This window comes from Geodermatophilus sp. SYSU D01106, from assembly GCF_054049995.1.
Genome location: NZ_JBJGYM010000001.1, coordinates 139113 through 164318, shown reverse-complemented (window position 1 = coordinate 164318; position 25206 = coordinate 139113). Strand labels below are relative to the sequence as shown.

The 25206-nt window shown below is 76.0% G+C and carries 27 protein-coding genes; 17 read left to right on the top strand and 10 right to left on the bottom strand.

Annotation, left to right across the window (positions count from 1 at the left end):
• Nucleotides 1-29 precede the first annotated feature (29 nt).
• From mshA to ACI78R_RS00870, 5 genes are read left to right on the top strand one after another with little or no spacing between them, the layout of a single operon-like run.
• Entirely contained in the window at nt 30-1355 is a 1326-nt protein-coding gene (gene mshA / locus ACI78R_RS00890) for a D-inositol-3-phosphate glycosyltransferase (RefSeq protein ID WP_457039336.1), read from the top strand.
• Nucleotides 1352-1930, top strand: a complete 579-nt coding sequence (locus tag ACI78R_RS00885; protein ID WP_336028381.1) for a YbjN domain-containing protein — start codon at nt 1352-1354, stop codon at nt 1928-1930. Before mshA ends, ACI78R_RS00885 begins: the two co-directional genes overlap by 4 nt.
• Nucleotides 1927-3528: an MFS transporter gene (locus ACI78R_RS00880; RefSeq protein WP_457039335.1), complete on the top strand. Its 1602-nt coding sequence runs from the start codon at nt 1927-1929 to the stop codon at nt 3526-3528. The genes ACI78R_RS00885 and ACI78R_RS00880 overlap by 4 nt, the downstream gene beginning before the upstream one ends.
• Before the next feature lie 9 nt (nt 3529-3537).
• Nucleotides 3538-3840, top strand: coding sequence for a hypothetical protein (locus ACI78R_RS00875; protein WP_073421245.1), 303 nt, complete (start codon nt 3538-3540; stop codon nt 3838-3840).
• Between the two features lie 31 nt (nt 3841-3871).
• Nucleotides 3872-4636, top strand: a complete 765-nt coding sequence (locus ACI78R_RS00870; protein ID WP_073421918.1) for a phosphoglyceromutase — start codon at nt 3872-3874, stop codon at nt 4634-4636.
• Between the two features lie 57 nt (nt 4637-4693).
• Here the strand turns inward: ACI78R_RS00870 and phoU are convergent, their stop codons facing one another.
• A complete protein-coding gene (gene phoU / locus ACI78R_RS00865; protein ID WP_073421246.1) occupies nt 4694-5353 on the bottom strand; it encodes a phosphate signaling complex protein PhoU in 660 nt (219 codons plus the stop codon).
• Nucleotides 5354-5570: 217 nt separating this feature from the next.
• Between phoU and ACI78R_RS00860 the strand changes: the two genes are divergently transcribed.
• Together ACI78R_RS00860 and ACI78R_RS00855 are read left to right on the top strand one after the other, a co-directional pair.
• Nucleotides 5571-6791 carry a sensor histidine kinase gene (locus tag ACI78R_RS00860; RefSeq protein WP_336028372.1) on the top strand — a complete coding sequence of 407 codons (1221 nt, stop codon included), beginning with the start codon at nt 5571-5573 and terminating at the stop codon, nt 6789-6791.
• A complete protein-coding gene (locus tag ACI78R_RS00855; protein ID WP_073421248.1) occupies nt 6788-7468 on the top strand; it encodes a response regulator transcription factor in 681 nt (226 codons plus the stop codon). Before ACI78R_RS00860 ends, ACI78R_RS00855 begins: the two co-directional genes overlap by 4 nt.
• Before the next feature lie 275 nt (nt 7469-7743).
• On the opposite strand, the gene ACI78R_RS00850 is transcribed toward ACI78R_RS00855, so the two are convergent.
• Nucleotides 7744-7965, bottom strand: coding sequence for a DUF3072 domain-containing protein (locus tag ACI78R_RS00850; RefSeq protein WP_073421249.1), 222 nt, complete (start codon nt 7963-7965; stop codon nt 7744-7746).
• A gap of 10 nt (nt 7966-7975) precedes the next feature.
• On the bottom strand, nt 7976-8194 hold the full coding sequence (locus tag ACI78R_RS00845) for a hypothetical protein (protein ID WP_457039334.1): 219 nt from the start codon (nt 8192-8194) through the stop codon (nt 7976-7978).
• A gap of 81 nt (nt 8195-8275) precedes the next feature.
• Here ACI78R_RS00845 and ACI78R_RS00840 point away from each other — a divergent pair, with 81 nt between their 5' ends.
• Nucleotides 8276-9277: a helix-turn-helix domain-containing protein gene (locus ACI78R_RS00840; protein ID WP_336028362.1), complete on the top strand. Its 1002-nt coding sequence runs from the start codon at nt 8276-8278 to the stop codon at nt 9275-9277.
• A gap of 13 nt (nt 9278-9290) precedes the next feature.
• On the opposite strand, the gene ACI78R_RS00835 is transcribed toward ACI78R_RS00840, so the two are convergent.
• From ACI78R_RS00835 to ACI78R_RS00825, 3 genes are all read right to left on the bottom strand, one after another.
• Nucleotides 9291-10154: a class I SAM-dependent methyltransferase gene (locus tag ACI78R_RS00835; protein WP_245794645.1), complete on the bottom strand. Its 864-nt coding sequence runs from the start codon at nt 10152-10154 to the stop codon at nt 9291-9293.
• A 5-nt stretch (nt 10155-10159) separates the two neighbouring features.
• Nucleotides 10160-12376: a bifunctional MFS transporter/dTMP kinase gene (locus ACI78R_RS00830; protein WP_073421253.1), complete on the bottom strand. Its 2217-nt coding sequence runs from the start codon at nt 12374-12376 to the stop codon at nt 10160-10162.
• Nucleotides 12377-12469: 93 nt separating this feature from the next.
• A complete protein-coding gene (locus ACI78R_RS00825) occupies nt 12470-13300 on the bottom strand; it encodes a hypothetical protein (RefSeq protein WP_457039333.1) in 831 nt (276 codons plus the stop codon).
• Nucleotides 13301-13375: 75 nt separating this feature from the next.
• On the opposite strand from ACI78R_RS00825, the gene ACI78R_RS00820 reads away from it, so the two are divergent.
• Both ACI78R_RS00820 and ACI78R_RS00815 read left to right on the top strand, forming a co-directional pair.
• The gene (locus tag ACI78R_RS00820) at nt 13376-14320 is read left to right on the top strand and encodes a Ppx/GppA phosphatase family protein (protein WP_073421255.1); all 945 of its coding nucleotides are present in this window, start codon (nt 13376-13378) and stop codon (nt 14318-14320) included.
• Nucleotides 14320-15114, top strand: coding sequence for a chromosomal replication initiator protein DnaA (locus ACI78R_RS00815; RefSeq protein WP_073421919.1), 795 nt, complete (start codon nt 14320-14322; stop codon nt 15112-15114). The genes ACI78R_RS00820 and ACI78R_RS00815 overlap by 1 nt, the downstream gene beginning before the upstream one ends.
• Before the next feature lie 24 nt (nt 15115-15138).
• Here ACI78R_RS00815 and ACI78R_RS00810 read toward each other — a convergent pair whose 3' ends face one another.
• Complete coding sequence (locus ACI78R_RS00810; RefSeq protein ID WP_073421256.1) at nt 15139-15705, bottom strand: type 1 glutamine amidotransferase domain-containing protein; 567 nt, start codon at nt 15703-15705, stop codon at nt 15139-15141.
• Between the two features lie 85 nt (nt 15706-15790).
• On the opposite strand from ACI78R_RS00810, the gene proC reads away from it, so the two are divergent.
• The 5 genes from proC to ACI78R_RS00785 all read left to right on the top strand — a co-directional run bounded on the left by proC (nt 15791) and on the right by ACI78R_RS00785 (nt 19662).
• Complete coding sequence (gene proC / locus ACI78R_RS00805) at nt 15791-16609, top strand: pyrroline-5-carboxylate reductase (RefSeq protein WP_073421257.1); 819 nt, start codon at nt 15791-15793, stop codon at nt 16607-16609.
• 252 nt (nt 16610-16861) lie between these two features.
• A complete protein-coding gene (locus tag ACI78R_RS00800) occupies nt 16862-17203 on the top strand; it encodes a helix-turn-helix domain-containing protein (protein WP_245794646.1) in 342 nt (113 codons plus the stop codon).
• 318 nt (nt 17204-17521) lie between these two features.
• Nucleotides 17522-17620 (top strand): 30S ribosomal protein bS22, encoded by a 99-nt coding sequence (locus ACI78R_RS00795; RefSeq protein WP_012854759.1) that lies wholly within the window; start codon nt 17522-17524, stop codon nt 17618-17620.
• A 10-nt stretch (nt 17621-17630) separates the two neighbouring features.
• On the top strand, nt 17631-18761 hold the full coding sequence (locus ACI78R_RS00790; protein ID WP_073421258.1) for an NAD-dependent epimerase/dehydratase family protein: 1131 nt from the start codon (nt 17631-17633) through the stop codon (nt 18759-18761).
• Nucleotides 18754-19662, top strand: a complete 909-nt coding sequence (locus tag ACI78R_RS00785) for a lysophospholipid acyltransferase family protein (protein ID WP_073421259.1) — start codon at nt 18754-18756, stop codon at nt 19660-19662. Before ACI78R_RS00790 ends, ACI78R_RS00785 begins: the two co-directional genes overlap by 8 nt.
• A gap of 397 nt (nt 19663-20059) precedes the next feature.
• Here ACI78R_RS00785 and ACI78R_RS00780 read toward each other — a convergent pair whose 3' ends face one another.
• The 3 genes from ACI78R_RS00780 to ACI78R_RS00770 form a co-directional block, all read right to left on the bottom strand.
• A complete protein-coding gene (locus ACI78R_RS00780) occupies nt 20060-20968 on the bottom strand; it encodes an HAD family hydrolase (protein ID WP_454554383.1) in 909 nt (302 codons plus the stop codon).
• Nucleotides 20969-21088: 120 nt separating this feature from the next.
• Nucleotides 21089-22240, bottom strand: coding sequence for a DUF5667 domain-containing protein (locus tag ACI78R_RS00775; RefSeq protein WP_457039332.1), 1152 nt, complete (start codon nt 22238-22240; stop codon nt 21089-21091).
• Between the two features lie 118 nt (nt 22241-22358).
• Nucleotides 22359-23147, bottom strand: coding sequence for a sigma-70 family RNA polymerase sigma factor (locus ACI78R_RS00770; RefSeq protein WP_457039331.1), 789 nt, complete (start codon nt 23145-23147; stop codon nt 22359-22361).
• Nucleotides 23148-23346: 199 nt separating this feature from the next.
• On the opposite strand from ACI78R_RS00770, the gene ACI78R_RS00765 reads away from it, so the two are divergent.
• Nucleotides 23347-24879: a class I adenylate-forming enzyme family protein gene (locus tag ACI78R_RS00765; RefSeq protein ID WP_457039330.1), complete on the top strand. Its 1533-nt coding sequence runs from the start codon at nt 23347-23349 to the stop codon at nt 24877-24879.
• Nucleotides 24876-25127, top strand: a complete 252-nt coding sequence (locus ACI78R_RS00760) for a glutaredoxin family protein (protein WP_336028322.1) — start codon at nt 24876-24878, stop codon at nt 25125-25127. The genes ACI78R_RS00765 and ACI78R_RS00760 overlap by 4 nt, the downstream gene beginning before the upstream one ends.
• Nucleotides 25128-25206: the final 79 nt, after the last annotated feature.

Genomic DNA, 25206 nt, shown 5'->3' with positions numbered 1-25206 from the left:
CCGGGACGGCGTGAGGCGGGAGGTCGCGGGTGCCTGCTCGCCGACGCCTCGGCTCCCGCGCGCTGCGCCGGGTCGCGACGATCTCGGTGCACACCAGCCCGCTCGACCAGCCCGGTGCCGGCGACGCCGGGGGCATGAACGTCTACATCGTCGAGGTGTCCCGGCGGCTGGCCGCGCGCGGCATCGCCGTCGACGTGTTCACCCGCGCCACCTCCAGCGACCTGCCGCCGGTGGTCGAGATGAGCCCCGGCGTCACCGTGCGGCACGTCAGCGCCGGCCCGTTCGAGGGCCTCGGCAAGGAGGAGCTGCCCGGGCAGCTGTGCGCCTTCACCGCCGGCGTCCTGCGCGAGGAGGCCCTGCACGAGCCCGGGCACTACGACGTCGTCCACTCGCACTACTGGCTGTCGGGTCAGGTGGGGTGGCTGGCGCGGGACCGCTGGAGCGTGCCGCTCATCCACACCGCGCACACCCTCGCGAAGGTGAAGAACGCCGCCCTGGCCGACGGCGACCGGCCCGAGCCGCGGGCGCGGGTGATCGGTGAGGAGCAGGTGGTGGCCGAGGCCGACCGGCTGGTCGCCAACACCGAGGAGGAGGCCCGCCAGCTCGTCGAGCACTACGGGGCCCACCCCCGGCGCACCCTGGTCGTCCCGCCCGGCGTCGACCTCGACCGGTTCACCCCCGGCGACCGCGCCGCCGCCCGCCGCGCGCTGGGCGTCCCCGCCGACGCCGTGGTGCTGACCTTCGTCGGGCGCATCCAGCCGCTCAAGGCGCCCGACCTGCTGCTCGCCGCCGCCGCGCGGATGCTCGACGACGACCCGTCGCTGCGCGGCCGGCTGCGCGTGCACGTGGTCGGCGCGCCCAGCGGCTCCGGGCTGGAGGCGCCGCGCCAGCTCGAGGAGCTCGCCGCGCACCTCGGCATCGGTGACCTGGTGCGCTTCCTGCCGCCGCAGAGCCCCGACCGGCTGGCCCTGCACTACCGCGCCGCCGACGTCGCCGTCGTCCCCAGCCACAACGAGTCCTTCGGGCTGGTGGCCCTGGAGGCCCAGGCGTGCGGCACGCCGGTCGTGGCCGCCGCGGTGGGCGGCCTGCCCACGGCCGTGCGCGACGGCGTCTCCGGCGTGCTCGTCGGCAGCCGCGACCCCGGCGCCTACGCCGCGGCGATCCGCGCCGTGCTCGCCCGCCGCCCGTTGCTCGCCGCGGGCGCCCGCCGGCACGCCGCGGCGTTCTCCTGGGACCGCACGGCCGGCGCGCTGGTCGACGCCTACGCGGCGGCGGGCGCGGAGATGGCCGCCGCCGCGCGCCCGGCGCTGCGGCCGGTGGCCGGGCTCCCGACGGTCCCGCAGGTGGCCTGGTGAGCGGCCCGGAGGAGGTCCGCACCGCGCGGGGTGACGTCGTCGCGGCGCTCGACGCCGTCATCGACGCCACGCTGCGCGAGGCGGAGCTGGTGCACGAGCACCCCGCGCCCGGCCGCTGGCTGGTCGACCTGCCCGGCACGAAGAAGCTCAAGACGGTCTGCGGCCTCGTCGTCGGCGAGCACGCGCTGCGCGTGGAGGCCTTCGTCTGCCGCCAGCCCGACGAGAACCGCGAGCAGCTGTGGACCCACCTGCTGCAGCGCAACGCCCGCATGTACGGCGTCGCGTGGTCGATCGACGGGGTCGGCGACATCTACCTGACCGGCCGGCTGCCGCACGCCGCGGTCACGCCCGAGGAGCTCGACCGCGTGCTCGGCGCGGTGCTCAGCTACGCCGACGACTCGTTCAACACGCTGCTGGAGATCGGCTTCGGCACCTCGATCCGGCGCGAGTGGGAGTGGCGGGTCAGGCGCGGGGAGTCGCTGCGCAACCTGGAGGCCTTCGCCGCCTTCGCGCAGGCCGGGGGAGCCGACCGGAGGGACGGCGGGGGAGCGCCCGCACCGGACGGCGGGGGATGACCGCTCCCGGGCGGGAGGACCTGGCCGCCCCCGCCGAGGAGCGCCCCGGCTACGCCCGGCGCTGGTGGGTGCTGGCCACCATGACGGTCTGCCTGCTCGTGGTGATCATGGGCAACACGACGCTCAACGTCGCGATCCCGACCCTGCAGCGCGAGCTCGGCGCCACCCAGGGCGAGCTGCAGTGGGCCGTCGACGCCTACATCGTCGTGTTCGCCGGGCTGCTGTTCTCCTGGGGCGTCATCGGCGACCGGATCGGCCGCCGCCGGGTGCTGCTCGTCGGGCTCACCGTCTTCGCCGCCGGGTCGGTGCTCGCCGCGTTCTCCGACAGTCCTCTGGAGCTCATCGCCTGGCGCGCGGTCATGGGCGTCGGCGGCGCGGCGGTGCAGCCGACCACCCTCGCCGTGCTCACCAACGTCTTCCCGCCCGGCGAGCGCGGCCGCGCCATCGGCATCTGGGCGGCCACCGCCGGGCTCGCCGTCGCGGGCGGGCCGCTGGCCAGCGGCGCGGTCCTCACGCACTACTGGTGGGGCGCGATCTTCCTGATCGGGGTGCCGGTCGCCGTCCTCGGCGTCGTCGCCACGCTGGTGTTCGTCCCCGAGTCGCGCGACCCGGAGCCCGGCCGCCTCGACGTCCCCGGCGTCCTGCTGTCGATCGCGGCGCTCGCCGGCCTGGTCTACGGGATCATCCACGGCGGCTCCGGGGTGGGCTGGACGACGCCGGGCGTGCTCGTGCCGCTGCTCGGCGGCGCGCTGCTGCTGGCGCTGTTCGTCTGGCTGCAGCGGCGCTCCTCGCACCCGGCGCTCGACGTCTCGCTGTTCCGCAACCCGGCCTTCTCCGCGGCCGCCGCGGCGCTGGGCCTGAACTTCTTCGCGCTGATGGGCGCCACGTTCTACCTCGTCTACTACCTGCAGGGCGCCCGCGGCTACGACCCGCTGCAGTCCGGCGCCGCGCTCATCCCGGTGGCGCTGGGCATGGCGCTGATGGCCCCGCGCAGCTCGCGGCTCGCCGAGCGGTTCGGCGCCAAGGCCGTCTGCGCCGGCGGCTTCGTGCTCATCACGCTGTCGTTCCTGGGCTTCCAGCTGCTCGACCAGGCCGCCCCGCTCTGGCTGCTGCTCACCGCGCTGACCGTGCAGGGCCTCGGCATGGGCGCGGTGATGGCGCCGGCGACCGAGTCGATCATGGCCGTGGTGCCGCGCGAGAAGGCCGGCGCCGGCGCCGCGGTGAACAACACCGTCCGCCAGGTCGGCGGCGCGCTCGGCGTGGCCATCCTCGGGTCGGTGCTGGCGACCGCCTACGCCGCGAACGTCGGCCGCGCGGTCGACGTGCTGCCCGCCGACGTCCGCGCGGAGGCGAGCACGTCGATCGCGGCCACGCTGGAGGCGGCCCGGACGACGGCCGAGCAGGCCCGCGCCGCCGGGGACGCGCAGACCGTCGCCGCCGCCGGGGCGCTCGAGGACACCGCCCGCGACGCGTTCGTCTCGGCGATGCACCTGACCGCCGTCGGCACCGCCGCCGCCTCCGCGGTCGCCGCCGTCGTCGTCCTGGTGTGGCTGCCCGGCCGCCGCCGGCCGGGCGCGCGGGAGGCCTCCGCCGCCTAGCGTGGGGGCGTGCAGGAGCCACCCGCGCAGCAGGAGCGGCTCGGCCGCGCGCTGATGGGCGTGGTGGCCGCCTCCGGCCTGGTCTACCCGCTGCTGTTGTGCGCCGTGCAGCTCGTGCTCGCGCAGCTGTTCGTCGTCGACGTCGGCGCCACCGTGCTGTGGCTCGCGGTCGCCGTGGGCTGCTGCGTCGCCCTGGTCGCGGCGGTGCGGTGGGGCGCCGCCCGGCGGGTGCGCAGCCCCTGGCTGCTGGCCGGCCTGGCACCCCCGGCGGTCTACGAGGCCTGGGTGCTCTGGCCACTGGTCACCCGCTGAGGACGGCGTCGGGCAGGATGGGCCCGTGACCATGTCTGCGGGAACCACGCCCGGGACCCTCGTGCTGCTCCGCCACGGCGAGAGCGAGTGGAACAGGGCCAACCTGTTCACCGGCTGGGTCGACGTCGAGCTGTCGGAGAAGGGACGCGCCGAGGCCGCGCGCGGCGGGCAGCTGCTGGCCGAGCACGGCCTGCTGCCCGACGTGCTGCACACGTCGCTGCTCAGGCGCGCCATCACCACCGCCGAGCTGGCGCTCGCCGCCGCCGACCGGCAGTGGATCCCGGTGCGCCGGTCGTGGCGGCTCAACGAGCGGCACTACGGCGCGCTGCAGGGCAAGGACAAGGCCGCCACCCTCGCCGAGTACGGCGAGGAGCAGTTCATGACCTGGCGCCGCTCCTACAGCACCCCGCCGCCGCCGATCGACCCCGGCAGCGAGTACTCCCAGGACGCCGACCCGCGCTACGGCTTCCTGCCCCCGGAGGTGCGGCCGGCCACCGAGTGCCTGGCCGACGTCGTCGTCCGGATGCTCCCGTACTGGTACGACTCGATCGTCCCCGACCTGCGCACCGGCGCGACCGTGCTGGTCGCCGCGCACGGCAACAGCCTCCGGGCGCTGGTCAAGCACCTCGACGGCATGGGCGAGGACGAGGTCGTCGGGCTCAACATCCCCACCGGCGTCCCGCTGCGCTACGACCTCGACGCCGACCTCAAGCCGGTCAAGCCGGGCGGGGAGTACCTCGACCCCGAGGCCGCCGCGGCCGCCATCGAGGCCGTGAAGAACCAGGGCAAGAAGTAGCCGATGTGACGAGGGCCCCCGCACCGTCCGGTGCGGGGGCCCTCGTCGTACGGCGGCTCAGTTCGGGAGCGCGACCATGTCCCGCTCGCCGGTGACCAGGAAGACCACCCGGCGGGCAACGCTGACGGCGTGGTCGGCGAAGCGCTCGTAGTAGCGGCCGAGCAGCGTGATGTCGATGGCCGACTCCATGCCGTGCGGCCAGCCGGGGCTCAGCAGCTCGGTGAACAGCTGGCGGTGCAGCTGGTCCATGAGGTCGTCGTCGCGCTCCAGCTGGGCGGCGCCCTGGACGTCGAGCTTGGCGATCACCGTGCCGACCTGGGTCACCAGGCTCTGCGCGACGTGGCCGGCCTCGAGGAAGATCGGCCGGACCTCGGTGGGGACGGCGGACTCGGGGAACCGCATCCGGGCCAGCTTGGCCACGTGCACGGCGAGGTCGCCCATGCGCTCGAGGTCCCCGACGATCCGCATCGCGGTGGTGACCGTGCGCAGGTCGGTGGCGACCGGCTGCTGGCGGGCGAGGAGGGTGAAGCAGCGCTCCTCGATGCTCTCGCGCACCGCGTCGATGTGCTCGTCGCCGGCGATCACCAGGTCGGCGAGGGCGACGTCGGCGTCGAGCAGCGCGGTGGTGGCCTTGCTCATGGCCGAGCCCACGGAGTTCGACATCTCCACGAGGCAGTTGTTGATGTCCTCGAGCTCTTCGCGGTAGTGCTCGCGCACGGGTCCTCCTCGTCGGGCCGGCCCTCACCGGTCACGCCGTCCGGACACCTCTGCTCGGCGGCCGTCCCCAGGACACCGAGGGTAGGTGCTCACCGGACGCCGCGAGATCCCGCCCGGTGAACGCGGGGGCACCCGGGCATGAACAATCGGTCTACCCGGTTCCGCGACCACTCACACGGGGGATGTCCCGGGCCCCGCGACGCCTAGCATCGGCGGCGTGAGCCTGCTGGTCGCCGTCGTGGCCGGCCTCGTCGTCGGTGCGGCGCTGGGAGCCGTCGCGGTCGTCCTGGCCCGCCGGCCGTCCGACGCGGCCGCGCGGGCCGCCGCCGACCCCGGCGACGCCGCCCGCGAGGCCGCGCTGGCCCGGCGGCTCATCGACCTCATGGACCCCGCCGTCCTGGTGCTCGACAAGGACGACGCCGTCGTCGTGGCCAACCCGGCCGCCCGCGCCCTGGGCCTGGTCCGTGACCGGCGCCTGCTGGTGCCGGCCCTGTCGGACCTCGTCCGCACGGTGCGCACCTCCGGCAGCCGGCGCGCCGACGTCTCCCTGCCCGGCGAGGTCGTCGGCGGCGGCACCCGCCTGGTCGGGGCGCACGGCGTCCCGCTGGACGCCGCGCCCACCGTCGTCCCCGGCCCCGTCGCGCTCGTCCTGCAGGACGTCACCGAGGCGCGCCGCGTGGAGGCGGTCCGCCGCGACTTCGTCGCCAACGTCGGACACGAGCTCAAGACGCCGGTCGGCGCGCTGGGGCTGCTCGCCGAGGCGATGCAGGGTGCGGCCGACGACCCGGACACGGTGCAGCGCTTCGCCGCCCGCATGGCGCACGAGGCCGACCGGCTGGCCAAGCTGGTGCGCGAGCTCATCGACCTGTCCCGGCTGCAGGGCGCCGAGCCGCTGCCCGAGCTCGCGCCGGTCGACGTCGACACCGTGCTCACCGAGGCCGTCGACCGCACCGGCCTCGCCGCCGCCGCCAAGGGCATCACCATCGCCGTCGGCGGGCGCCGCGGCCTCGCCGTCCGCGGCGTGGAAAACCAGCTGACGACGGCGGTCACGAACCTGCTGGCCAACGCCGTCGCCTACAGCCCGGAGAACACGAAGATCGCCGTCGGCGCGCGGTCCCGCGGCGGGTTCGCCGAGATCGCCGTCACCGACAGCGGCATCGGCATCCCCCGGGCCGACCGGGAGCGGGTGTTCGAGCGCTTCTACCGAGTCGACCAGTCGCGGGCCACCAGCACCGGCGGGACCGGGCTGGGCCTGGCGATCGTCAAGCACGTGGCCAGCAACCACGGTGGCTCGGTGAGCGTGTGGAGCGAGGAGGGCCTCGGCTCCACGTTCACCCTGCGCATCCCCCTGGCGGTCGAGGACCCCTCCGACCGCCCCGAACCTCCCGGCGCGGCGGACGACGCCCCGGCCGGGGTCCTCCAGGAAGGACGGAAATGACGCGAGTGCTCGTGGTGGAGGACGAGGAGTCCTTCTCCGACGCGCTGTCCTACATGCTCGGCCGCGAGGGCTTCGAGGCGGTCGTGGCCGCCACCGGGCCCGAGGCGCTGGCCGAGTTCGACCGCGCCGGAGCGGACATCGTCCTGCTCGACCTCATGCTCCCGGGCCTGCCCGGCACCGAGGTCTGCCGGGCGCTGCGCTCCCGCAGCAACGTCCCGATCATCATGCTCACGGCCAAGGACTCCGAGGTCGACAAGGTCGTGGGCCTCGAGCTCGGCGCCGACGACTACGTCACCAAGCCCTACTCGGCGCGCGAGCTCGTCGCCCGCATCCGCGCGGTGCTGCGCCGCCGCGGCGACGTCGACGCCCCCGTCGAGGGCGCGCTCGAGGCCGGCCCGGTGCGCATGGACGTCGAGCGGCACGTCGTCGCCGTCGACGGCGAGCAGGTGGCCCTGCCGCTCAAGGAGTTCGACCTGCTCGAGCTGCTGCTGCGCAACGCCGGGCGCGTGCTCACCCGCGGCCAGCTCATCGACCGCGTCTGGGGCTCGGACTACGTGGGGGACACCAAGACCCTCGACGTCCACGTCAAGCGCCTGCGGGCCAAGATCGAGCCCGACCCGGCCAACCCCAAGCACCTGGTGACCGTCCGCGGCCTGGGCTACAAGTTCGAGCAGTAGTGCGATGACATCGTCGGCCTCCGGCCGACGAGCGCGGCCAGGAGGCGTCCCCCCGCTGCACTGAGCCGTTCCACGGCATCCCGGTCGGGAGCCTCCGGCCCCGCGACCGGTCCGCCGTCCTCGCAGGGCGATCACGTCGTCGGCCTACCGGCCGACACCGCGGCCAGGCACCGGCGGGCACCGCGACCACGCGTGGGCTCACCTCGTGTCGCGCGTGCTCCCGTCAGCTCGGGGGTGGGTCCTGCGGACCCGCCGCCCGAGCTGACCGACCGGGGTCACTGGCCCCGGCCGGTCTCCTCCTGGAGCTCGTCGATCTTCTTCGACGCGTCGGCCTTCGTGATGTCCTCCGGCACGTCCTCGCCGGCCTGGCGGGCCAGCGTGTGCAGGTAGCTCTTCTGCGCGCCCGTGGCGGGCTCGTCGCCGGTCACCCAGTCCGACGGGTCCTTCTCCGCCGTGGGGTCGCCGGCCTGACCGGTGTTGACGTTCGATTCGCTCATGTGTTCGAGCCTAGGCGCGCGCGAGCTCCGGCGCAGGTCGAGCGGCCGTGGCGGCCGGCGCGGCCTCGCGGGACTCCCAGCGGCGGCCGGTCCGGTAGACGTGCACGCTCCCGCAGGAGGGGCACTCCACGGCCAGCGCGACGTGGGTCGGGTGGTTGGTGACCGATCGGATCCGCCGGTCGGCGACCAGCTCGTCGGTCCGGGTCACGGGGCAGGTGATCAGCAACATGGGACGAGCGTGCTCCGGCCGACCTGCGCCGACGAGTGGCAGGGGTGACATGGACCGCGTCTTTCCTGCCATGATGTCGGCGTGACCGGAACCGACCGTCCCGTCGTCGTCAGCCTCCTCGCCGGGGACGGCGTCCTGGGCGCCTTCGGCCTGGGCGTCGCCGCGGAGGTCTTCGGCTACGACCACTCCCGCTTCGGCCTGCCGCGCTTCGACTTCGCGATCGTCAGCACCGCGCCGGGGGTGGTGCGCACCGACACGGGGCTCGCCGTCCACGCCGAGCACGGCCTCGAGCGGCTCGCGGTCTCCGACGTCGTCCTGGTCACCGCCTGGGAGAAGTTGTCGAAGCCGGTGCCGGACGAGGTCCTCGAGGCGCTGCGCGCCGTGCACGCCCGCGGCGGCCAGATCATCAGCCACTGCACGGGCGCGTTCGTCGTCGCGTCGGCCGGGCTGCTCGACGGGAAGCGGGCCACCACCCACTGGCGCTACGCGGGCGAGCTCGCCGCCCGGTACCCGGCGGTCGACGTCGACCCGCGCGTCCTCTACGTCGACGAGGGGACCCTGATCACCGGTGCCGGCACGGCCGCCGGCGTCGACGCGCTGCTGCACTTCGTGCGCCGCGAGTGGGGCTCGGCGGCGGCCAACGCGCTGGCCCGCGAGATGGTCGTGCCGCCGCACCGCGACGGCGGCCAGGCCCAGTACATCGACGAGCCCGTCGCCCGCTGCGAGGACGACCTGCTGGGCCTCGTCCTCGACTGGGCCCGCGCGCACCTCGCCGAGGACATCAGCGTCGAGGTCCTCGCCCGGCGGGCGCTGATGAGCCCGCGCAGCTTCGCCCGCCGGTTCAAGGCCACCACCGGGACGACGCCGCACGCGTGGCTGCTCGCCCAGCGCCTCGCCGCGGCCGAGACGCTGCTCGAGGAGAGCGACGCCCCGGTCGAGGAGATCGCCCGGCTCGTCGGCTTCGGCACCGCGGCCGGCTTCCGCGAGCAGTTCGGCCGCCGCCGGGGCGTCTCCCCGCGGGCCTACCGGCAGACCTTCCGCGCCGCGGCCCTGGTGCCGGTCGGCGAGGGCTCGGCCGCCTGAGGCCGGGGGAGGGTCAGACCGGGATCGGCCGGGCGACGCCCACCAGGCTGTCCAGCCGGCCAGCGTTGCTCGGGGCGAGCGGGCTGCGCACCACCTGCGTCAGGGCGAAGCCGGCGCGCGCCAGCACCATCGCGTGCGTGCGCGGGGTGAAGTGCCAGATGTGCTCGGCGGGCTTGAGCGTCCACCAGCGGGTGCCCAGCAGCCGCGCCGGCAGTGACGACACGTAGGGCGTGGAGAACAGCACGACGCCGTCCTCGGCCACCAGCGAGCGCGCCGTCCGCCAGAAGTCGAGCGGGTCGGGCACGTGCTCGACGGTGTCCCAGGCGCAGACGACATCGAAGCCCGGGGTCAGCGGCGCGTCGGCGAGCTGGCCGCAGAAGACGTCGAGGCCGAGCGCGTCCACCGCGTGCTGCGCGCCGGTGCGGGAGAGCTCCACGCCGCTGGCCGTCCAGCCGGCGCGGCGCGCGGCGTCGAGGAACAGCCCGTAGCCGGCGCCGACCTCGAGCAGCCGGCCCCCGGCGGCGCGACCGCGCACCCGGTCGAGCAGGGCGAGCCGGCCCGCCGTCCAGGTGCGCTGCAGGACCATCGCCGGGTCGAACCGCCCCGTCTCCTGCGCCCCGCCGTCGGCGGACCCACCGTCGACCGCACCGCCGTAGACGCCGCCCTCGAAGTAGCCGACGTCGTCGTAGAGGCGCTGCAGGGCCTCCGGGCGCAGCCGCGGGCTGACGAACACCAGGCCGCAGGACGGGCAGCGGACGACGCCGAAGGGCGCCAGGTCGTGCACGAGCCGGCCGCGGACGCCGCAGAGGCAGCAGTCGACCTCCTCGGTGTCCTCGGCCGTCCAGGTCGGCGGGGGAGGGGTCACCGGGGCAGCCACGGCGGTCAGCGTACGGAGCCTCCGGGCACGGTCCCGGTACCGGTCCGGCCCGCGCCGACCGGCGCGTCGGCCGGGCCGCTCGCGCCGTCGGAGGCGTCCGCGGGGGCCGGGGTACCGCTCTCGGGGTAGCGCTGGGCCAGCAGCGTGCCCAGGCGGCGCCGCACCGCGGCCGACACCAGCCCGTCGCCGTCGTGCGGCGCGTCGGCGTCGAGCAGCTCGCCGGGGACGACGACGTAGCGGTCGGGCGCGGCGTCGGCCCGGGCGAGGAACCCCGCGCGCACGGCGTCGGCGTCGGCACCGTCGGGCCCGGCGGTGACCGGCGAGTCGACGAGCACGGTCAGGTCGGGCAGCAGGCCGCGGGTGGCCCACAGCGACGTGCGCAGGATGCGGTCGGCGTCGAGGCCCTGGCCGGCCCCGTGGAAGGCCATCGAGGTGTCCACGTAGTGGTTGCACACCACGATCTCGCGCCGCTGCAGCGCCGGGCGGATGACCGTGGCCACGTGCTCGGCGCGGTCGGCGGCGGCCAGCAGCGCCGCGGTGTAGGCCGCCACCGGGCGGCCCTCGTCGTCGGTGACCGTGCGGCCGTCCGTCGCCGTGCGGCCGTCGGCGGGCGGCGAGGCCGGCGGGAACAGCAGCCCGCGCACCTGGCGGCCGAGCGCGGTGTCGCTGGGCTCGTGCGTGGTGACCACCGGGCGGTCGTCCGCGCGCAGCACGCGGGCGAGGTCGGCGGTGTAGCGGCGGGTGAGGTCGCGGTCGGCGCCCTCGACAACGACGAACAGGCCCACCCCGCTGGAGGACGCCGACAGCAGGTCCGAGCTGCCCCACAGCAGCCGGAACACGTCGCGGGCCCGCGTGCCGGGGCGCCCGCGCGGCGCCACCTGCCGGACGGCGTAGGCGCTGACCCCGAGCGCGAGCAGCGCGCCGACCAGCAGCGTCAGGCCCGGGCCGCTGACGGTGAACCGCAGCTCGCCGACGTTCAGCTCGTGCGAGCCGAGCAGCCCGGCGAGGCCGGGGCCGACGGCGACGGCGAGCAGCAGCTCGATGCGCACCGAGGAGAAGACGAAGGCGAACACCCGCCCGCGCAGCCGGTCCTCGACCTCGAAGCCGATCAGGGTGTAGCCGATGATCCAGGAGACGCCGGCGAAGAGGCCGACGAGGAACGCCGCGGCCGCGGCCAGCACGAACTCCTGCAGCAGCGACATCGCGAGCAGCGCCAGGCCGGCCAGGCCGATGGAGCGGGCGAACAGGGTGCGCCGGGGGATGGTCGGCAGGATCCGCGGGCCGACCAGCATGCCCATCGCCAGGCCCGTGAAGACGACGCCGAAGAGGATGCCGTAGCCCGCGGCACCGGCGTCGAGGGTGACGACGTAGAGCTGGGCGACGCCGACGGTCAGCCCGCCCGCGCCGAAGGCCCCGATCACGCCGACGTAGAGGGCGCGCATCAGCGGCTGCCCGCGCAGGAAGGAGACGCCCTCGACGACGAGGGAGAAGACGTTCGCCGGTGCCTCGCGGTCGACCTGCGTGGCCGGTATCAGCGCCCGCGACAGCAGCACGATGCCCGCCGACAGCGCGAAGGTCAGCGAGTTGAACACCAGCGCGACGACGATCGCCGTCCGGGTGTCGCCGGCCTCCCCGCCCGGGAACACCCGCGAGACGGTGGACAGCAGGGCGAACAGCAGCGCGGCGACGGGCACCGACCCGTACACGCTGAACAGCGACACCTGGTTCGCGGTCGCCAGCCGCTCCCGCGGGACGATGGCCACCCAGTTGGCCTGCTTGGCCGGGTTGGTGAACAGGCCGACGGCCTCGACCAGGAACTGCGCGACGTACAGCCAGGTCAGCTCGTAGCTCAGCGCGATGGAGAGGTACAGGCCGCAGGCGAGCAGGTCGCCGACGATGACGGTGGTGCGGCGGTCGAGCCGGTCGGCCAGGGCACCGGCGATCGGGCCGAGGAGCAGGTCGGGCAGCAGCCGGACGAGGATGACGCCGGAGATGGCGACGCCCTGCACCGCCGTCGACTCGTCGCGGGTGAGCTGCTGGGCCATCGCGGTGGTGGCGAGCAGGCCCAGCCAGTCGCCGAGGCTGGAGACGGCGATCGCCGCCCACATGCGCCGGAAGACCGGGATCCGCAGCAGCGCGACCAGCGCGTTGTCGGTGCCCCGACCGGTCGCCGACGACCCGGGCCCGTGCGTGCCCGGGCTCGCCGCATGTCCGTCGCTCACAGTCCTCGCCGTCCGGTCGTCGCGGTCGTCCTCCGCAGGGTAGTGGCGGACCGTGATCGTCAGGCCCCGCCGCACCCGGACGGGCGAGCGGTCTCAGGCTCCCGGCCGCCGGGGGAGGAGCGTCAGCGGCACCGGCGCGGGGCTGGCCGGGTGCGGCGCGACGAGCCCCTGGTCCAGCCGCGCCTCGGTGAGCCGGCGCAGCTCGGCGTAGGCGTCGGGGCCGACCAGCGCGGTCAGCTCGGCGGCGTAGGTGAGGACCAGCGGCTCGGGCGAGACGTGCGCGGCGGGGGAGCCGGTGCACCACCAGTGCAGGTCGGCGCCGCCCGGGCCCCAGCCCCGGCGGTCGAACTCGCCGATGGTGCTCACCAGGACGGTGCTGCCGTCGCCCCGCTCGACCTCCTCCTGCTCGCGGCGCACCGGCAGCTGCCAGCAGACGTCGGGCTTGGTGAGCAGCGGGTGCAGGTCCTCGCGCAGGGCCATGCGGTGCAGAGCGCAGCCGGTGCCGCCGGCGAAGCCGGGCCGGTTGAGGAAGACGCAGGCGCCGTCGACCAGGCGGGTGCGCAGGGAGCGGACGCCGCCCTCCCCGGGGGCCCCGTCGGCGGCGTCGTCGTCGGCGTCGTCCTCCTCGGTCCACGCGCCGCGGCCGACGGGGGCGAGCTGCCAGTCGTCGTCGGTGAGGTCGGCGACGGCGGCGGTCACCCGGGCGAGGTCGTCCTCGTCGCTGAAGAAGGCGCCGTGGCTGCAGCAGCCGTCGTCGGCCCGGCCGGGGACGACGCCGGCGCAGCCCCGCCCGAACACGCAGGTCCAGGCCGAGGACAGCCAGGTCAGGTCGGCGCGGACCCGGTGCCGCGGGTCGGCCGGGTCGGGGAACTCCACCCACTCGCGGGCGAAGTCGGGGTCGACCTCGGGCGGCACGTCCTGCACCCGATCAGGCTAGGTCGGCTCCCGCGGTCGGCCCGCCGCGGGCCCGCGGGGGGCCCGCCCGGCAGACTGGTGCCCATGCGGCTCGGGGTGCTGGACGTCGGCTCGAACACCGTGCACCTGCTGGTGGTCGACGCCCACCGCGGCGCGGAGCCCACCGCGCAGCACGACGACCGCTGGCTGCTGCGCCTCTCCGAGCACGTCGGCGCCGACGACGTGCTGTCCAAGGAGGGCGAGAAGGCGCTGGTCAAGGCCGTGCAGAAGGCCTGTGACCAGGCGGAGAAGGAGAAGTGCGACGAGGTCCTCGCGCTGGTCACCTCGGCCATCCGCGAGGCGCGCAACGGCATGGAGGTGCTGGACCGGGTCCGCTCGCGCACCGGCGTCGACCTGCAGGTGACCAGCGGGGAGGAGGAGGCGCGGCTGACCTTCCTCGCCGTCCGCCGCTGGTACGGGTGGAGCGCCGGGCGGCTGCTGGTCCTCGACATCGGCGGCGGCTCGCTGGAACTGGCGACGGGCACCGACGAGGACCCCGACGTGGCGCTGTCGGTGCCGCTGGGTGCCGGCCGGATGACCCGCCGCTTCCTGCCCGAGGCCGCGACCGGCGGCCGTCCCGACCTCGCCGCCCTCAACGCGCTGCGCGAGCACGCCTCCGACGTGCTGCGGCCGGCGGCGAAGAAGCTGCGCGCGGCCGGGCCGCCGGACCTGGTGGCCGCGACGAGCAAGACGTTCCGCACGCTCGCCCGGCTCACCGGCGCGGCGCCCTACTCCGCGGGGCTGCGGGTGCCGCGGGAGCTCAGCGCCGACGGGCTGGGCCAGCTGATCGGCTTCGTCTCCCGCATCGAGTCCCGCGCGCTGGCCGAGCTGCGCGGCGTGTCGCCCGACCGCGCGCACCAGGTGCCCGCCGGTGCCGTGGTGGCGCAGGCCGCCATGCAGGCTCTGGATCTACCCTCCGTGCGGATCTGCCCGTGGGCCCTGCGGGAGGGCGTCATCCTCCGGCGGCTCGACACCCTGGGAGGCGCGTGATGTCACAGCCCGGTCCGGAGACCGGTGGCCGGCCGCTGGCCGACATCCTGCGCGAGGCGGGCATCGAGGCACCCCGCAGCGCCCGGCGCCGCCGCGGCGACACCGGTGACATCCCGGTCAAGCAGCGCCAGCGCGAGCCCGACACCGACGGCGGCCGCCCCAACCCCGGCCGTCGGGCCAGCGACACGGGCCGGGTCTCGGACACGGGCCGCGTCTCCGACACCGGCCGGGTGTCGGACACCGGGCGGGTCTCCGACACCGGCCGCGACACCGGCCGGAGGCGGGAGGCCGTCCGCCCGGCCCGTGACGCCGACCGGGACACCGGGCGCAGCGCCCCGGCGAAGGCCGGCCGCGGACCCGACGGCCCGACGACGGCCGCCATCCCCGGTCTCGGCGGGCCCTCGCGCAAGCCCGGCGTCCCCGGCGCCTCCGACCCGGCACCCGCCACCGGCCCGATCCCGGTGACCCGGCCCGGCGAGACCGACGTCCTCGACGAGCCGCTCGGCGCCAAGGAGGGCGCGCTCGCCTGGCTGCGCTTCGCCGGCGAGCTGGTGCTGGCCCTCGCCGCCGGCGTCGGCATCTACTTCCTGTCCACCGTCGTCTGGGAGCAGCTGCCCCAGGTGGCCGTGGTGCTCGCCCCGCTCGCGGTGACCGCCCTGGTCGCCGGCGTCGGCGCCTGGCGCAGCCGCACCGGCCGGGAGCCGGTGGGGCCGAAGGTGGTCGCCGTCCTCGTCTTCGCCGGGACGCTGCTCACCATCGCCCCGGCCGCCGGGCTGCTCGCCGCCGCCTCCTGACGGGGCGAGCGGCCCGGCCGGGGCTCACTCGTCCTCGTCGTCCCCCGCGTCGGCCTGCGCGAACTGCTCCACGATGGCGGCGGAGAACGCGTCGAGGTCGTCGGGGTTGCGGCTGGTGACCAGGTTGCCGTCGACGACGACCTCCTCGTCCACCCACTTGGCGCCGGCGTTGCGCAGGTCGGTCTGCAGCGAGGGCCACGACGTCATCCGCCGCCCGCGCACGACGTCGGCCTCGGCGAGCACCCACGGCGCGTGGCAGATGGCCGCCACCGGCTTGTCCGCCTCGAAGAAGGCCTTCACGAACGCGACGGCGTCGGCGTCGGCCCGCACGAAGTCCCCGTTGATGACGCCGCCGGGCAGGACCAGCGCGGCGTAGTCCTCGGGGTCGGCCGAGGCGACGGTGGTGTCGACCTTCTTGGTGTCGCCCTTGTCGATGTGCTGGTACATGGTGATCGAGCCGCCGTCGAGCGACACGAGCTCCGGTTCGGCCCCCGCCTCCTCGAGCGCCTGCCACGGCCGCTCGAGCTCGACCTGCTCGACGCCGTCGGTCGCGAGCACGGCCACCTTCATCCCGTCCAGTTCTCCTGCCATGCGGGCGCGGCTACCCGGGGCTCCCGGGCGGCACACCCCGGCGCACTACGGTCCGACCGGTACCTCGACAGGCGGGAGCGGGCGGATGGGCGAGCGGCGGGGCCTGGCGGTCCTGGGCGGCGGCAAGATGGGCGAGGCGCTGCTGGCCGGGCTGGTGAGGCGGCAGGGCGCGGACGGCGTCGTCGTCTGCGAGCGGCACCCGGAGCGCGGCGCGGAGCTGGCGGCGCGCTACGGCATCGACGTCGTCGGCTTCGAGGAGGCGGCGGCGCGCTCGCGGGTGCTGCTGCTGGCCGTGAAGCCTCAGGACCTCCCGGCGCTGCTGGAGCGGCTCGCGCCGTCGGTCGGCCCGGGCCACCTGGTGGTGAGCATCGCCGCGGGCATCTCGACGGCGACCGTCGAGGCGGCCCTGCCCGCCGGCGTGCCCGTGGTGCGGGTCATGCCCAACACCCCGGCGCTGGTCGACGAGGGGATGAGCGTCCTGTCGGCCGGTGCCTCGGCCGGGGAGGCCGAGCTCGACGAGGCCGAGGCGCTGCTGTCGACCGTCGGCCGCGTGGCGCGGGTGCCGGAGTACCAGCAGGACGCGGTGACGGCGCTGTCGGGCAGCGGCCCGGCCTACTTCTTCTACCTCGTCGAGGCGATGGTCGACGCCGGCGTGCTGCTGGGCCTGCCGCGGGCGCTGACGACGGAGCTGGTCGTGCAGACGGCGCTGGGCTCGGCGGTGATGCTGCGCGAGTCCGGCGAGCACCCGGCCCAGCTGCGGGACGCGGTGAGCAGCCCGGGCGGGACGACGATCGCCGGCATCCGGGAGCTGGAGCGGCACTCGGTGCGCTCGGCGCTCATCGCGGCCATCGAGGCGGCCGCTCGGCGCTCGGTGGAGCTGGGCCGCGCCGACGGGAGCCGGTGACCGTACCCCGGCTCAGGCCCGGATGGGTGGACGCTGCGTCACCGTGTCGACACATCTACTCGTGGACGCGCCGATACGGCTGTGAAGCGAGTTGCATAGGTGTAGTTCTGCCAGGGACGGACCGTTCCCCGTGTTCGTTTCTTCCATCGCATCAGTCACGCGGGCCCCCCTACTCTCTGTATCAGCACGTGCGTGTCCCGTAGCCGGTGGGGAAGCCGGCGCCCGACTCGTGCTAGGTCCGGAGAGCTGATCATGACCATGCCCCAGCGCACCAACGCCGCCTACGTCCGCCCGGCCGTCCCCGGCCCGCGCCCGATGGCCCGCCCCATCCCGGCCGCCGCCGTCGCCCGCCCCGTGGGCCCGCAGCACCCCGCCGCCATGCCGGTCGGCCGCCCGGCCGTCCCGCAGCCGCGCGCCGCGGTCACCTTCCTGACCGTCGCCGAGGTCGCCAGCATGATGCGCGTCTCCAAGATGACCGTGTACCGCCTCGTCCACGCCGGCGAGCTGTCCGCCGTCCGCGTCGGCCGGTCGTTCCGCGTCCCGGAGCGCGCCGTCCAGGACTACCTGCGCGACGCCTACACCGACATCGCCTGATCGGTGCCCGCCTGACCGGGCCCGTCCCGGTCGCCGCGGCTCCCGGCCGCGGCAGCACCACCTGAGCACCACCTGAGCACCACGCAGCACCACCGATCGACCGTCGATCGGCGTCCCCACCCCTCGGGGTGGGATCCGTCCGGCCCGGTTCCCGCGGCAGCGTCGCCGCGGGGGCGCCGGGTAGGCTCGGGCGCCGAGCGACAACCCCGGCCCCGGCCGGAACCGTCGCACACGAGCTGATCCACACTCGCGTGGCGTCCGGTTCCGCCCCTGCGGCCACCGGCGCACGCCACGCGGCCAACACGTCGGGAGCAGGACATGGGTTCGGTCATCAAGAAGCGCCGCAAGCGGATGGCGAAGAAGAAGCACCGCAAGCTGCTGAAGAAGACCCGCGTGCAGCGTCGCAACAAGAAGTGAGCTGACGCTCGTGCCGCCCGCGGTCGTCCTGGTCACCGGCGTGAGCCGGTGGCTCGGTGGCGCGCTGGCGGCCGAGCTCGCTCGCGACCCGGCCATCGACCGGGTCATCGGGGTCGACACCGTCCCCCCGTCGGCGGAGCTGCTCCGCCGCCTCGGCCGCACCGAGTTCGTGCGCGCCGACATCCGCAACCCGCTGATCGGCAAGGTCATCGCCACCGCGGGGGTCGACACCGTCGTCCACATGAACATCAGCTCCACGCCCGCCGGTGCCGGCGGGCGGGGGCCGATGAAGGAGCTCAACGTCATCGGGACGATGCAGCTCCTCGCCGCCTGCCAGCGCGCCCCGTCGGTCCGCCGGCTCGTGCTCAAGTCGACCAGCGCCGTCTACGGCGCCTCGCCGCGCGACCCGGCCGTCTTCACCGAGCGGATGCAGGCCCGCCGGGTGCCCTCGGGCGGTTTCGCCAAGGACAGCCTCGACATCGAGGGCTACGTGCGGTCGTTCTCGCGCCGCCGTCCCGACGTCGGGGTCGCGGTCCTGCGGTTCACCAACTTCATCGGCCCGCGGATCGACTCGGTGCTCACCGGGTTCCTGCGCATGCCGGTGGTGCCGACGGCGCTCGGCTACGACGCCCGCGTGCAGCTGCTGCACGAGGACGACGCCCTCGGCGTGCTCACCCGCGCCACCACGGGCGAGTTCGCCGGCACCGTGAACGTCGGGGGAGAGGGCACGCTGCTGCTGTCGCAGGTCATCCGCCGTCTCGGCCGGCTCCAGCTCCCCGTGCCCTCGCCGGCGCTGGGGTCACTGGGCCGGCTCACCCGCCGCTTCGGCTACGTCGACTACTCACCCGAGCAGATGCGCTTCCTCAACTTCGGCCGCGTCGTCGACACCACGGTGCTGCGCACCGAGTTCGGCTACACGCCCCGCTACACCACGTCCGAGGCCCTGGCCGACTACGCGCGCACCGTGCCGCCGGTCGTCCCGCCCGACCTGGTCGGCGACCTCGCGGGCCGCGCGGAGGGCCTCGTCCACCGGGCCGGGTCGGTCGCCTCCTCCGTGGCCTCGACCGTGGGCACCACCGTGCACGGGCGGCTGCGGCCGGCGCCGGCGCCCCCGGGACTGCGGGCGGTGCGCGATGCCTGAGGCCCGTGTCATCCGGCTGCGTCCCGACGACGAGCAGCCGCACGTCCCGCCGCCGTCGGACCCGAGCTGGGACGAGCAGGTCGCCGGCGGGCTGGAGTTCCTCCGCCGTCGGCTGACCGGCGACTACGAGACCGACGAGTTCGGCTTCGACCCCGACCTCACCGACCACGTGCTGCTGCCGCTGCTGCGGCCGCTGTTCTCGCGCTGGTTCCGCGTCGAGACCTCCGGGGTCGAGAACGTGCCCACCGACGGCGGCGCGCTCGTGGTGGCCAACCACTCCGGCACGGTCCCGGTCGACGCGCTCATGGCCACCGTGGCGCTGCACGACGACCACCCCGCGCAGCGGCGCTTCCGGCTGCTCGGCGCCGACCTGGTGTTCGACCTGCCGGTCGTCGGCTCCCTGGCCCGCAAGTTCGGTGCCACGCTGGCCTGCAGCGAGGACGCCGAGCGGCTGCTGTGCGGCGGCGAGCTGGTCGGCGTCTTCCCCGAGGGCTTCAAGGGCGTCGGCAAGCCGTTCCGCGACCGGTACACCCTGCAGCGGTTCGGCCGCGGGGGTTTCGTCACGGCGGCCCTGCGCACCGGCAAGCCGATCATCCCGTGCGCCATCGTCGGCGCCGAGGAGATCTACCCGATGATCGGCAACGCGAAGACGCTGGCTCGCCTGCTCGGGCTGCCGTACTTCCCGGTGACGCCGACCTTCCCCGCCCTCGGCCCGCTCGGCCTCGTGCCGCTGCCGTCCAAGTGGCTGATCGCCTTCGGTGAGCCGATCGAGACGGCGTCCTACGGCCCGGCGGCCGCCGAGGACCCGATGCTGGTGTTCAACCTGACCGACCAGGTCCGCGAGACCATCCAGCAGTCGATCTACCAGCTCCTCCTGCAGCGGAGCTCCGTCTTCAGCTGACCGCGCCGGGCGTCCGGGCGGGTGTCCACGCAGCGCGGTGCGGCCCCACGTCCTGGCGCGTCGTGTGCACGAACCGTCGCGAGCGCGCGGTGGAGGGATGCCCGGCCGAGCGCCACGCTCGGTGGTCGCCCGCGGGATGTGCACGCAGCGCGGTGTGCGGCCGCGCTCGAGCGCGGTGTGTGCACAAGACGTGGGGCGAGTGTGCGCCTGTCGGGGTCACGGGGTGGTCCGGGGCCCCGCCGGGCGCACACTCGATCGCCAGCGGCGGGATGGGCACGCAGCGCGGTGTGCGGCCGCGTTCGAGCGCGATGCGTGCACGAAGCGCGGCGCGAGTGTGCGCCTGCCGGGGGCGCGGGGTGGCGCGGAGAGCCCGCTGGCTGCACTCTCGGTGGAGCGGTCAGACCGTCTTGCGGCGGCGGAAGGCCAGCGCGCCCCCGACGACGCCCCCGGTGAGCGCCGCCGCGGCCACCGTCGGGACGCCGATGCGGGCGGCCTTCCGGCCGGTGCGGAAGTCGCGGATCGTCCAGCCGCGGGACCGGGCGACGGCGCGCAGCTCGGTGTCGGGGTTCACCGCCACCGCGGTGCCGGTCAGCGACAGCATGGGCAGGTCGTTGGCGGAGTCGCTGTAGGCGGTGCAGCGCGAGAGGTCGAGGTCCTCGCGCTCGGCCAGCGCCCGCACCGCCTCCGCCTTGGCCTCGCCGTGCATGAGCTCACCGACCAGCCGGCCGGTGTAGCGCCCGTCGACCACCTCGGACACGGTGCCGAGCGCGCCGGTCAGCCCGAGCCGGTGGGCGATGATCCGCGCCAGCTCCACCGGGGTCGCGGTCACCAGCCACACCCGCTGTCCGGCGTCGAGGTGCTGCTGGGCGAGGTTGCGGGTGCCCGACCAGATCCGGTCGGCCATCAGCTCGTCGTAGATCTCCTCGCCCGCATCCACGATCTCGGACACCTCGCGCCCGGCCACGAAGGCCAGCGCGGTCTCGCGGATCGTCAGCATGTCGCCGGCGCTCTCGTTGCCGGCGACGCGGAACTTGGCCTGCTGCCAGGCGAAGCGGGCGATGTCGCGCGAGGTCAGGTACTTGCGGGAGGCCAGGCCGCGGGCGAACCAGAACAGCGAGGCGCCCATCATCATCGTGTTGTCGACGTCGAAGAACGCGGCCGCGGTGCGGTCGTGGACGACGGCCGGGACCGGCTCGACCTCGGCGGCGGCGGCCGACGCGAGACCGGCGACGTGCGCGCGGATCTCCTCCTCCGACGGCGTCGCCGCGTCGGACCGGCGGCGGCCGCGGAACGGCAGTCCCGGCACGGGCTCCCTCCCTGGCTCTGCGGCCCCGCCTCGCGGCGGTCCCCCGCGCCCGACCCTATCGGCCGCCGCCGCACCACCCGTCGCGGCAGCAGGTGCGGCAACAGGTGCGGCGGACGGGCGTCAGCAGACCAGCGGCCAGACGCAGATCGGCAGCGGGAGGTCGACCAGCGGGCCCGGGGACGGCGACGACGTCGTCGGCCCGGTGCCGCCCGGGACCGGCAGCGGGGGCAGCGGCAGCCTCGGGGTCGGGGCCGGCGTCTGCGGTCCGCTGCCGCCGGTCGGCGCCGACGGCGACTGCTGCGCGCCACCCGGCGGGGCGGGCGCCGGCGCCGGGACGGGAGCGCCGCCCGTGGCGGAGGAGGGCGCCGGGACCGCCGGGGGGACCGCCGGGGTCTGGCCGGCCGGCGGCTCGGCGGAGGGGGTGCCGGTCCCCGGCGCGGGGGCGGTGGGCGGAGCCGGCGCCGGAGGGGCGGCCGGCGCGGCACCGCACTCGCCCGGCAGCGGGCCGAGCGCGTCGCGGCCGGCGGTGGCCGGACCGGACGGGCAGGTCAGCGCCGTCTGCAGGGCGGCGGCGCGGGAGCCGACCTGCTCGACGAGCGCGATCGACGTGCCGGCCTCGGCAGGCAGCGCGGCGCGGATGTCCGACAGCCCGGTGCCCTGCTGCTGCGCCCAGCCGCCGAGCACGGTCAGCGGCGCGGCGTCCGCGGCCTCGACGGCGGTGGTGAGCACGAGCGCTGCGCCCTCGGTGGTCTGCGCGTCCATCGTCGCGAGGGTGTCGCGGACCAGGTCGGCCGGCGGCGCGCCCCCGGTGGCCCCGACCAGCGCGTCGAGCTCCTGCAGCCGGGTGGTGGCGAACTCGAGCAGGGTCAGCCCCCGCTCGTCGCCGGCCAGCGCGAGCTGCGTCTGCTCGGTGCCGCGCTTGAGGCCGTAGAGGACGTCGCCGGGCTGCGCGTCGCTCGACAGCGCCACCAGCGTGCCGAGCGCGGTGACCGCCATCGCGACGCCCGCGACCGTGGCCGCCAGCCGGGCGCGCCACGGGTTCGACCGCCGCCGGGACGGCGCGAGCCGGGCCAGGCCGCGGCGGGGCGCGGGCTCCGGGGTGCGGACGGCGGCCATCGCGACCAGCCGGGCGCGGGTGGCGGCGCGGAAGTCGGGCGCCGGGCCGTCGTCGAGGTCGGTGGCCAGGGCCCGCAGCCGCTCCTCCACGGCGAGCTCGCGCTCCTGCACGGACGCGCGGCGCGGCCTGCCCGCGGCGTCGTGCTCGGCGCTCACCTGAGGCCTCCGGTCGGTCGGTGGGGACGGGATCGACCGGAGCAACGACGCAGGTCGGGGGCCGTTACGGGGTACCGGCCGGTAACAACGGCGCGTCCCCCGCCCGGGGTCCCGGCGGTCACCGCAGCCCCTCCGGCAACAGGCTCGCCAGCCGGCGCACCGCCCGGTGCTGCAGCGCCTTGATCGCGCCGTCCTTCTTCCCCATGACCGCGGCGGTCTCCGACACCGAGAGCCCCTGCAGGAACCGCAGCGAGATGCACTCCTGCTGCTCGCTGCCCAGCTGCCGGATGCAGGCCAGCAGCTGCTCGTTGGTCAGCCGGGCGACGACGGCGTCCTCGGGCCCGTCGGTGGCCTGGTCGGCGTCGCGCATGTGCGCCGTCGTGACCTCCAGCCGGAAGCGGCTGCTCTTCACGTGGTCGCGGATGATGTTGCGGGCGATGGTCACGAGCCACGCGCCGACGTCGCGGCCCTGGAACGACAGCGAGTCGATGCGCCGCAGCGCCCGCACGAAGGTCTCGCTGGTGAAGTCCTCGGCCTGCGCCCGGTCGCCCACGCGGTGCAGCACGTAGCGGTACACCAGCGTCACGTAGTGGTCGTAGAGCTGCCCGAACGCCTCGGCGTCGCCGTCCTGGGCGCGGTGGACCAGCCCCCAGACGTCGACCCGGTCCCCGGGCAGCGTCTCCCCGAGGGCGGCGAGCTCCTCGGCCAGCGCGCCGTCGTCCTCGACGTCCTGCGCCGGCCCGATCCCGGGAGGCTCGGTCGCGGGGGGCTCGACGGGGGCCGCGTCCGCCGGCGGGGCACCCTCCGCGCTGGCACGCGGGTGCGGCGTCGGGCGCGGACGCGGGCTGGGCCGCCGCCCGGTCGGGACGGCGGACGACCGCTCGTCCACCGGGCGCGACTGCGGCATGCGGGACGTCGACCTCCTCGTCGGCCCGCCGAGCCCGGACGGCTCGCCCGACGGGGGCCTCCCCAGCTCGGCGGGGTCCCGCGCTGCTGCGGGTCCTGCCCCATGGTGACAACATGACTGCGAACCGTCCACGCCGGGCGGTCGGCCGGTACTCCGCGGTACCTCCCCCGGGGGACCGCTCCGCCCGGAGGAGGTGCGCGTGACCCCGCCCGCCGCGCCCACGGGCCTCGCCGCGCTCGTGCGGGACGCCGCCCGCCGCCGCCCGGACGCGCCCGCCGTCGTCGACGGCGACACCCGGCTGAGCTGGGGCGAGCTCGACGCGCTGGTCGACCGCAGCGCCGCCGCCCTGGCCGCGCGGGGGCTGCGCCGCGGCGACCGGGTGGCCGTGCAGCTGCCCAACGGCGTCGCCTGGCTGCGCGCGGTCCTCGGGGCGCTGCGCGCCGGGCTGGTCGTCGTCCCGGTGAACACCGCCTACACCGACGCCGAGGTCGCGCACGTGCTGACCGACTCCGGGGCGTCGCTGCTCGTGGCCGCGGGGGAGCGGGAGCCCGTGGCCGGGGTGCCGGTGCTGGCCGGCCCGCCCGACGCCGGCGGCGACCCGCCCGCCGACGACGACGACCCCGCCGCGCTGTCCTTCCTCGCCTACACCAGCGGCACGACCGGCCGCCCGCGCGGCGCGATGCTCACGGCGGCGGCGCTGCGGGCCAACCAGGAGCAGTGCCTGGCCCTCGACCCGCCGCCGGTGCGGTCCGACGACCGCGTGCTGCTGGTCCTGCCGCTGTTCCACGTCTACGGCCTCAACGCCGGCTTCGGCCTGGTCGCGGCCACCGGCGCCTGCGCGGTGCTGCTGCCGGCCTTCGACCCGCGGGCGGCGCTCGAGGTGGTCGAGCGGGAGCGGGTCACGGCCGTCCCCGGCGCGCCGCCGATGTACCAGGCCTGGCTCGCGGTGGCCGACGCCGAGGGCGACGACACCCGGCTGCGCGCGGCCCTCGCCTCGGTGCGCATGGCCTCCTCCGGCGCCGCGCCGTTGCCCGAGGAGACCTGGACGGCGATGCGCGACCGCGCCGGCGTGCGCGTGTGGGAGGGCTACGGCCTCACCGAGGCCTGCCCGGTGGTGGCGAGCACCCTGGCCACCGGCCGGGCCAAGCCCGCCTGCATCGGCGGCCCGCTGCCCGGCGTGGAGGTCGCGCTGCGCGAGGCCGGCGCCGACCCGGACGCCGGCGACCCGGACGCCGGTGAGGGCCCGGGGGAGCTGTGGGTGCGCGGCCCCAACCTCTTCGCCGGCTTCTGGCCCGACGGCGCCGACGGGCCGGACGCCGCGGGCTGGCTGGCCACCGGGGACCTCGCCCACCGCGACGCCGACGGCGACCTGCGCCTGGTCGACCGGCGCAGCGACCTCGTGCTGGTCAGCGGCTTCAACGTCTACCCGGCCGAGGTGGAGCGGGTGCTCGACGCGCACCCCGCCGTCACCGAGAGCGCGGTCATCGGCGTGCCCGACGCGCGCACCGGCGCCGCCGTCGTCGCCGTGGTGGTGACCGTCCCCGGCGCGGAGGTGGACGCGGCCGCGCTGCGGGCGCACGCCGCCGCGTCGCTGGCCCGCTACAAGGTGCCGACGACCGTGGTGTTCCGCCCGGCGCTGCCGCACTCGCTCACCGGCAAGGTCAGCCGTGCCCGGCTGCGCGAGCTCGGCCTGGAGACCGGCGAGCCGGAGACCGGGGAGGTGGCCCCGTGACCGGCCCCGAGGCGCGGCTGACGCTGCTCACCCGCGCCGGCTGCCACCTGTGCGTCACCGCGGCCGAGACGCTCGCGCGCCTCGCCGCGGAGGCCGGGGTGACCAGCCGGGAGGTCGACGTCGACGCCGACCCCGACCTGCAGGCCGAGTACGGCGACCGGGTGCCGGTGGTGCTGCTCGACGGCCGCGAGCACTCCTACTTCACCGTCGACGTCCCGCGCCTGCGCCGCGACCTCGGGACCGGCTGACCCCGGGTCTCCCGTCATCCGCGCGGGTATGGTGTCGGACACAGGTCGCGGCATCCGCGCAGGCCCGGGGCCCGAGGGT